8 protein-coding genes are annotated in these 7,997 nt (G+C 50.9%); 4 read left to right on the plus strand and 4 right to left on the minus strand.

The genetic code is table 11. The annotated features are described in order from the left end of the window. Positions 1-86 precede the first annotated feature (86 nt). Both rimK and RNAN_RS05210 read left to right on the plus strand, forming a co-directional pair. On the plus strand, positions 87-1,004 hold the full coding sequence (rimK, locus tag RNAN_RS05205; RefSeq protein WP_008219507.1) for a 30S ribosomal protein S6--L-glutamate ligase: 918 nt from the start codon (positions 87-89) through the stop codon (positions 1,002-1,004). After that, positions 1,004-2,059, plus strand: coding sequence for a succinylglutamate desuccinylase/aspartoacylase family protein (locus tag RNAN_RS05210; protein ID WP_008219509.1), 1,056 nt, complete (start codon positions 1,004-1,006; stop codon positions 2,057-2,059). The genes rimK and RNAN_RS05210 overlap by 1 nt, the downstream gene beginning before the upstream one ends. A gap of 17 nt (positions 2,060-2,076) precedes the next feature. On the opposite strand, the gene RNAN_RS05215 is transcribed toward RNAN_RS05210, so the two are convergent. The 4 genes from RNAN_RS05215 to RNAN_RS05230 form a co-directional block, all read right to left on the minus strand. Further along, complete coding sequence (locus tag RNAN_RS05215) at positions 2,077-2,838, minus strand: DUF2884 family protein (RefSeq protein WP_008219511.1); 762 nt, start codon at positions 2,836-2,838, stop codon at positions 2,077-2,079. Positions 2,839-2,936: 98 nt separating this feature from the next. Further along, positions 2,937-4,550 carry a FapA family protein gene (locus RNAN_RS05220; protein WP_237739893.1) on the minus strand — a complete coding sequence of 538 codons (1,614 nt, stop codon included), beginning with the start codon at positions 4,548-4,550 and terminating at the stop codon, positions 2,937-2,939. 152 nt (positions 4,551-4,702) lie between these two features. Beyond that, a complete protein-coding gene (locus RNAN_RS05225) occupies positions 4,703-5,038 on the minus strand; it encodes a hypothetical protein (RefSeq protein ID WP_008219515.1) in 336 nt (111 codons plus the stop codon). Positions 5,039-5,097: 59 nt separating this feature from the next. After that, on the minus strand, positions 5,098-5,796 hold the full coding sequence (locus tag RNAN_RS05230) for a DUF2982 domain-containing protein (RefSeq protein ID WP_008219516.1): 699 nt from the start codon (positions 5,794-5,796) through the stop codon (positions 5,098-5,100). Between the two features lie 254 nt (positions 5,797-6,050). On the opposite strand from RNAN_RS05230, the gene RNAN_RS05235 reads away from it, so the two are divergent. Together RNAN_RS05235 and RNAN_RS05240 are read left to right on the plus strand one after the other, a co-directional pair. Continuing rightward, the gene (locus tag RNAN_RS05235) at positions 6,051-7,103 is read left to right on the plus strand and encodes an efflux RND transporter periplasmic adaptor subunit (RefSeq protein ID WP_008219520.1); all 1,053 of its coding nucleotides are present in this window, start codon (positions 6,051-6,053) and stop codon (positions 7,101-7,103) included. 2 nt (positions 7,104-7,105) lie between these two features. Further along, positions 7,106-7,997: efflux RND transporter permease subunit (locus RNAN_RS05240; RefSeq protein ID WP_040551706.1), on the plus strand; the 892-nt coding region annotated here is incomplete at its 3' end.

The raw sequence follows: 7,997 nt of genomic DNA on the forward strand, positions 1-7,997 counted from the left end.
ATTTGCGCTGGCGGCAGCTTTTCTTGCTGCCAGCGCACGCGCCGGCTTTTACAATAGGCAAAAAAATACCGCTTATCGGAGAGCGCATGAAAATTGCGATTTTATCGCGCAATGCAGAACTGTATTCCACCAAACGCCTGGTTGAAGCGGCGCAAGAGCGCGGCCATCAGGTGCAGGTGATTGACCCTTTAACCTGCTACATTAACGTAAACCGGGTTAAATCTTCTATTCACCATAAAGGCGAAGCGCTGGAAGGCTTTGATGCAGTGATCCCCCGTATCGGCGCCTCTATTACCTTTTATGGCACCGCAGTGCTGCGCCAGTTTGAAATGATGGGCGTATACAGCTTAAATGAGTCTGTCGCCATCAGCCGAGCCCGCGACAAGCTACGTAGCTTGCAGTTGCTGGCACGCCAGGGCATTGGCTTACCTGTCACCGGTTTTGCTGATAAGCCTGGTGATATTCCGGATTTGATAGACATGGTAGGCGGTGCGCCGCTGGTAATAAAACTGCTGGAAGGCACCCAGGGTATAGGCGTAGTGCTGGCAGAAACCCGCACCGCCGCCGAGAGCGTGATTGAAGCCTTTATGGGCTTAAATGCCAATATTCTGGTGCAGGAGTATATCCGTGAAGCCAATGGCGCCGATATCCGCTGTTTTGTTATCGGCAATAAAGTAGTGGCGGCAATGAAGCGCCAGGCCAAAGCCGGTGAGTTTCGCTCTAACCTGCACCGCGGTGGCACCGCCTCGGCAGTACGGCTGAGTAAAGAAGAGCGCGACACGGCCGTGCGGGCCGCCAGAACCGTGGGGCTGAATGTGGCCGGGGTGGATTTACTGCGCTCTAACCATGGCCCGGTCGTCATGGAAGTAAACAGCTCGCCCGGTTTAGAGGGCATAGAAACCGCCACTGATAAAGACATTGCCGGCATGAGCATTGCTTTTTTAGAGCAGAAAGTCGCCGCCCATAAAACCCGGCGTAAACTTAATACCAAAGGAACCGGCTAATGCAAACTGGTAGCAGAGCAGCTTTTGTTTTAGGTAACAGCAGTATTCCGCCCGGCAGCCGCGCCGTGGTGGATATCCCTTTTGGTAAGCTGTACACCCACACTGAGCTGAATATCGGCGCCCATGTTATTCATGGTCGGCGGGACGGGCCTGTGCTGTTGGTTGCCGCTGCGCTACACGGTGATGAAATTAACGGTGTGGAGATTTGCCGTCGCTTACTGAAACTGCCGCGCCTAAACCAGCTAAAAGGCACGCTGATCGTGGTGCCTATTGTTAACACCTATGGCTTTGTGCAGCAGTCGCGCTATTTGCCAGATCGGCGCGATTTAAACCGCAGTTTCCCAGGCAGTGAAAAGGGCTCGCTGGGCAGCCGGATGGCGTTTCAGTTTACCGATAAAATTTTGAAAAAATGCACCCATGCCATCGACTTACACACCGGTGCCATTCACCGCTCTAACCTGCCGCAAGTGCGCGCCAGCGCCAAAGACAAAATGGCGCTGCGCATGGCTGAAGTGTTTAACGCCCCTATTATTATTAAAGCCGCCAGCCGCGAGGGCACCATGCGGGGTACTGCCAACAGCCTGGGTATTCCTATTCTGCTGTACGAAGCCGGTGAGGCACTGCGCTTTGACGAGCAATCGATCAATATTGGTGTGCGCGGCATTCTTAATGTAATGACCGATTTAGGCATGCTCAGGGCCGGGCGCAAAAAGCCGCTAACCAAATCACTGTTCTCGAAAAAAAGCAGCTGGGTGCGCGCCGAACATGATGGCATTGCCCGTTACTATGTTGGCCTGGGGCAAACCGTCAAGCCAGGCGACATTATGGCGCATATCTACTCACCCTATTCCGACTTTGAGGTAGCAGTGACCGCCAGTTTTGCCGGCATTGTTATCGGCCGCAATAACCTGCCGCTGGTCAATGAGGGCGAAGCGCTGTTTCATGTTGCAGAAGTCAGCTCACTGGCCGAAGCAGAAAAGACCCTAGATGCCATTAACGACGAGGTCGATAATGCGATGCCACCGGTGCTGGGCGAAGAGTATGGTGTAGTGTAGATGTTGCTTGGCCGGCGTTAATCTTTTTGCGTTACCACATCGTAGGCGGTTAATGCCGGCAAGCGTTGTTGCAATTGCTGCTCGATTTTATCCAGCTCCTGCATACGCTGGCAAAACAGCGCCGATTTTTCTTCCAGCTCTACCGCTTTGGCATCCAGCCCCAGGTTAATTTTGTCGACCAGCTCACCAACCGATTGCCATTCCTGATTGTCGCTGCGCTCAAAATTGCTATCCGAGTGGCGCAGCGCATCCCGCAGTGCGCCCCATACCGCCCCTACAGTGTGACGGGTCAGGTTATCCAATTGCGGTTTTAACTCACCGTGTAAAAAATAGTCCAGCTCGTTCAGGCTTTGCGGCGCCAGGTAAAAGTGCTCGTTAGTACGGACAAAACGCGACATCCACTGAAAAGTAGTTTCCCGCACCAGTTCGCGCCATTCTGCTTGCTGGGCTTTACTGCCAATGCCGGTAAACATCGCCTCAATACTGGATAAACCCAGCTCGACGCCATCTACCGCAATGCTGACAATCTCAGGCACAAATTTACGCAGCCCCTGACTGTATTGATACAACAAGGTAGTGTCATCGCTGTTAAGCTCAATCCATTCGCCACGGATAAACAACTGTTTGTCGGCATTAATTTGTACATGGGTGCGGTTGTTTTGCAAAATACGGATATGGTCAGGCGCAATTAAAATGCCGTGCGTAAAGGCCATATTGCACTCGGCCGCTTTAAGCGAGCTGCAAAATAGCAACAACACACTGACAATAACGCCTTTCATCACATTCACCTGCCAAACACTCTGGTGCTAAGTGTACCGCGCCGCGAGCTGCCAGACAGCACCTGATACCGCAAAGCAGTAGCGACTGGTCGAAAACATCAGAAGAAAGGCTCTATGGCCGGGCTGCCGTCAATCAGTAATATTTTTGATGGCCCATATTCGCGCCGGCTGCGGATCAGATCTTTACCAAAATGCACCTCAACCGCTGAGAACAACTGTTGGCGCACTACAATGAGGGTTGCATCCAGTTTTTCCCGCCGCTGTAGCTCCAACTGTTTCACATCGTCAATCAGTGCCATGGCTACGTCGCGGTGCTCTTCAAATTCTTTTTGCAGCTCTTGCTTACGCTGCTCTATCTGGGCATTGCCTTCGATTTTTTTTAGCTTTTCCAGCTGCTCACGAATATCCTGCATATCTTTTTTAGTTGCCGAAATACTGCTACGCAGCACGTCCTGCTTTTCGGCAATCGGATCTACCTGGCGGTTTAGCTGTATTAAAATGTTACTGCTCGAAGGTGCACCAAGATTACCGGTATAAATACCATAATCCAGATAATAATAACCGCCGATCACTTTACCGTTAGGGTTGTCTTCCGGCCCGGCATACACTTTAGCGGCGGCAACAGCACAATGCATAATTTGTTTATTAACGTACAAATTACCATTGCAGCTTAAGCGGGCATACTGGGCAATATTGCACTGAATATCCCCATTGGCCTTTAGCTCAGTACTGTATTCACTGTCTTTTTCTGCCGTGGCAATTTGATGGCCAATAATAGAGCCACCTATCGTAATGTCGCCGCCGGCTTCAATCAGGTTACCTTCGACAAAACCTTTAACGAAAACATTGCCCCCGGCAATCACTTTCATGCCTTCAGTGACGTCACCGTTTACCACCACTGAGCCTTTAAAAATAATGTGGCCGGTTGCCAAATCAACGTTTTTAACGGTAAACACTTCGTCAACGGTAGCGCCATTTTCAATTACCCGCGGTAAACCATCACGGGCAGCCAGCAGCAAATCAGCATCTGTTGGCGATAACTCAACACCTTCGGCCAGGTTCCATTCAATCACCTGTCCGGGTGTTGCCGGTATTGGCGAGCCGGTTACCGTCATACCATCAACCCCTGCCGTAGGCGGGTGACGGCGTATTAGCGTATCGCCGGCTCTCACCGCCGGGATCACACCAAAATCACGCAAATCGGCTTTTTCTTCTGAGTGCACTAAGGGTTTGTTGCGCCGGCTTTCCATCTCGGGGATCACTGCTTCAAAACGCGAGTTCTGGCCATGTTCAACCGGGCGTCCTTTGGCAATAATCAACTTAACTTTGCTACCGGGCTCGGCTTTGCTGGCGTGGCTAACCAGCTTAATGATGTGCTCTTTACTAAAGCCAAATACGATGCCAGCCTCTTGCGCACCTTTCACCAACGCATTGGCCGATACCGGCGCCCCGCCCCAGGCTGCAGTAATAATGGCCGATGCTGACATTTGATCATCAGCAATAGCAAAACTGAGCTCTGCATCGCGTTTTTCTGCAATGCGATACGTTAGCGGAACACCGTCGGGTTGCAATTTTTCTTTGATTTTTTGCTGGATTTGCTGATATTCAACCAGCAGATTGGTAATTTGTTCCTGAATAATCAGGCAGCGGCCAAAACCCGCAGCCTGTAACTGCATATTCACGTCTTGCGCACTGAGCGCGTCAAGTGTCACTGGCACCGTTATTTTTATACTGTTGTTGTGCTCGGTAAATTGCATAAGGCTTCACACTGTTAAATACTGCACGTAAGCTCAGCTAATGAAACAAATAACCGGCGCCAAGGCAAGCCCTGTTTGTCTGTTCAGGGCCATTTTGCCTGTAAAAATCAAATATAATTTTCCTGATGGATGCGAATAAACAAATCCGTACCTTTTTTACTGTAATCCACCTTGTATTCTTTATTGTTGATGGCCTGAATAAACAATAACGTTTTTACTTCGCCAAATACATCTGAGCTGGAAATGTCTACCACTTCCATATAACGGTCTTTTGCCTCTGCCCTGTTGGCAGGTACGCTTTCAGTGAATAACTTCACCCCATGGCGCGTTACGATAATATTTGGATCGTCGTCGTCATTTACTACCACCAAGTCCAGTTTTTTATTTTTATGGATCAGGGTATTACGTCCACTTACCAGAAAAGGTTTTTCGTAATTATTCATTTACTGCCCTACTTAACCTGTGATAATGCCAATATTATGATACAGACAGTCCAGAGTGTCTAGGTGACTGTATTTTGTATTAATTGTAGTCTGGCCTGATTAATTTGCCGGCATAACTCTGCCGCCTCGGTTTCCGTTAAACTTACCGGAACAAACACATCAAAACCGGTTTGCCGGTTAAGCTGCTGCATACGCCAGCCAAATGCCGCTTTTACGCCATTATACTGCTGCTTGCTGGTGGTGAAATAACTGCCCTCCGCCAGCAACTCACCGGCACATTGTCCAGTGCTACAGCCCTGTCGTATCGCGGCCAGATAAAGTTCACGCTGCTCCGTCATCAGCCGCACGGCCAAGCGCAGCGGCAGAGGTTGTAAAAAGCCGTCATAATCGGTCAGGCGAAAACCGATATACGCCAGCGACTGCTGGTTAAGCTGTGGCACACCACTGTACAAAAAGCTGTGCCAGGGCAGATGCCAGCTGCCATGACGATGCAGGTAACTCACGCCATTGGCATCATAGTGCAAAAAGTACTGCGGTTCTGCCAGTTTCGCCCAGCCAGCATAGATGCCAAGCCCTGCCATCAACAGCAGCACCGCCTGCCAGCCGGCCAGTTGCTTCATCCCGATAATACTGACTAGGGCTAGCAGCAATACCGCAGCACTTAGCAGCAACAAAGCGGCACCACCACGGCTGGCCGCCTGCGGAATCTGCACACTGCCGGTACTGTTTTGCCCCTCAGGGTTAGGTTCGCTTTGCATTGGTGCTCACTTTGAAGACTAACTATCATGGCCAGATTAAATTATCCGCCAACCGCATAAGCTGCAGCTGTTATTTTGACGCTAACAGTGCAGTATTTGTTCAATACGACTAATCTACACCTTGCTAAGGCGTTGTGCAAAGTCGCCGCTATGAAGCGACCAAAGCCCCGGGCACTGCGATAACAGGAAATCTAAACACGCGTTTCTTCCATACAATAAGGCTGACTTGTTTTTAGCTGTTACACGGGGTTACTGTGACAAAACTACATTCAAAACTGATCTGGGTGATCCTGATCGCACTGGCGTTATTTGTGGCTTACCTGTACTGGATGCCCGGCCAGAAAAACGATACCCGCCGCGGCCAGGCCAGTGTGGCAGTGAGCACTGCCAAAGTACAAACCCTGCCGATGATCCGCAGTATTAACTCCTTAGGTACCGGCATCTCAAACCACTCTATTACGCTGGTCGCGCCGACCAGCGACTTTATTACTCAATTAAACGTACGTGAGGGCAAAGCTGTGAAACAGGGTGAAGTGATCGCCCGCTTGCACGATGTGCAAGAGCGCGCCCGCGTGACCGAACTTGAAGGTGTACTTGACGAGCAGCGCCGCCAGCTGGACCGGCTAAAGAACCTGGCTACCACCCAGGCTACTGCGCAATCACTGCTCGATGAGCAACAAACCAAGGTAAATACGACTCTGGCCCAGCTTGATATTGCCAAGGCGCAACTGGCCGAGATGACCATTGCAGCCCCCTTCGATGGCTACCTGGGCCTGCGGCAGGTCAGCGAAGGAGCTTATGTAAACGCCGGCACTGTGATTACCACGCTGGACGATTTAAACATATTACGTGTCGCTTTTAGTGTGGCGGAACGTCATTTAGCCGACATTAAAGTTGGCATGCCGCTTAACGTTACTAATGCCGCCTACGGCCAGCTGAAATTCGCGGGCAGCGTCAGCGCTATTGATACCCGGCTGGATCCGGTAACCCGCTCTATTACTATTCACGGCGTGATCCCCAACAAAGACTTACGGTTGCGCCCGGGTATGTTACTGAATGTGCAGTTGGAGCTGGATAACCGCCAGGCGCTGCAAATTTCAGAAAAGGCCCTGGTGCCGCAGCAACAAAAGCAGTTTGTTTATAAAGTTGGCGCTGATGACACTGTACAACAGGTAGAAGTGACCATAGGCCAGCGTATTCCCGGTTGGGTTGAAGTAACCTCTGGCCTGCAAGAAGGTGATGAAGTGGTGGTGGAAGGCATTCAAAAACTGCGCTCTGGCCTGACCATTAACCGGGTAGGAGGTTAACCATGTGGTTATCTGATACCTCGGTAAAACGGCCGGTATTCGCCACTGTGGTTAACCTGCTGCTACTGGTGTTTGGTATTGTCTGTTTTAGCATGCTGCCGCTGCGCGAATATCCGGACATCGATACGCCCATTGTTAGCATTGGTACTAACTACCCTGGCGCATCGGCCGAAATTGTCGAATCTAAAATTACCCAGGTGCTGGAAGATCGCATCAGTGGTATTGAAGGCATTAAAAATATTACCTCCAGCAGCCGTAATGGCCGCTCGAATATTTCCATTGAATTTACCGTAGAACGTGATATCGACTCAGCTGCCAATGACGTGCGTGATAGGGTGTCGCGGGCACTAAACAACCTGCCGGATCAGGCCGATCCGCCGGAAGTCTCTAAAGCCAGCGATGATGAGGATGTCATTGCCTGGTTTGTGTTAAACAGCGAAACCATGAGCTCGCTGGAGCTTACCGACTACGCCGACCGTTACATCGTTGAGCGTTTTTCTGTGGTTGATGGTGTAGCCCGCCTGCAACTGGGCGGTTCACGCGATTACGCTATGCGCATTTGGCTGGACCGTGATGCGATGGCATCGCGCGGCGTCACCGTGCAGGACATTGAAAACGTGCTGCGGGCGGAAAACGTTGAACTGCCGGCCGGGAATATCAAGTCTGATGATCGTGACTTCACGGTACGGGTAGAACGCAGCTACAAAACGCAGGAAGATTTTCGCAAACTGGTAATAAAGCGCGGCAATAACAACTACCTGGTCCGGCTGGGTGAAGTGGCCGAGGTGTTGCTAACGGCTGAAAACGAAGAGAGCGAGTTTAGGGGCGATGGCAAAAACCTGCTGGGTATCGGTATTATCAAGCAGTCAAAAGCCAACACGCTGGAAGTGGTAA

Origin of the sequence: Rheinheimera nanhaiensis E407-8, assembly GCF_000296695.1 — a bacterium.
GTDB lineage: Bacteria > Pseudomonadota > Gammaproteobacteria > Enterobacterales > Alteromonadaceae > Alishewanella > Alishewanella nanhaiensis.

Coding starts and splice junctions, on each gene's coding strand:
- rimK (WP_008219507.1), top strand. CDS start 87: ATGAAAATTGCGATTTTATCGCGCAATGCAGAACTGTATTCCACCAAA.
- RNAN_RS05210 (WP_008219509.1), top strand. CDS start 1,004: ATGCAAACTGGTAGCAGAGCAGCTTTTGTTTTAGGTAACAGCAGTATT.
- RNAN_RS05215 (WP_008219511.1), bottom strand. CDS start 2,838: ATGAAAGGCGTTATTGTCAGTGTGTTGTTGCTATTTTGCAGCTCGCTT.
- RNAN_RS05225 (WP_008219515.1), bottom strand. CDS start 5,038: ATGAATAATTACGAAAAACCTTTTCTGGTAAGTGGACGTAATACCCTG.
- RNAN_RS05230 (WP_008219516.1), bottom strand. CDS start 5,796: ATGCAAAGCGAACCTAACCCTGAGGGGCAAAACAGTACCGGCAGTGTG.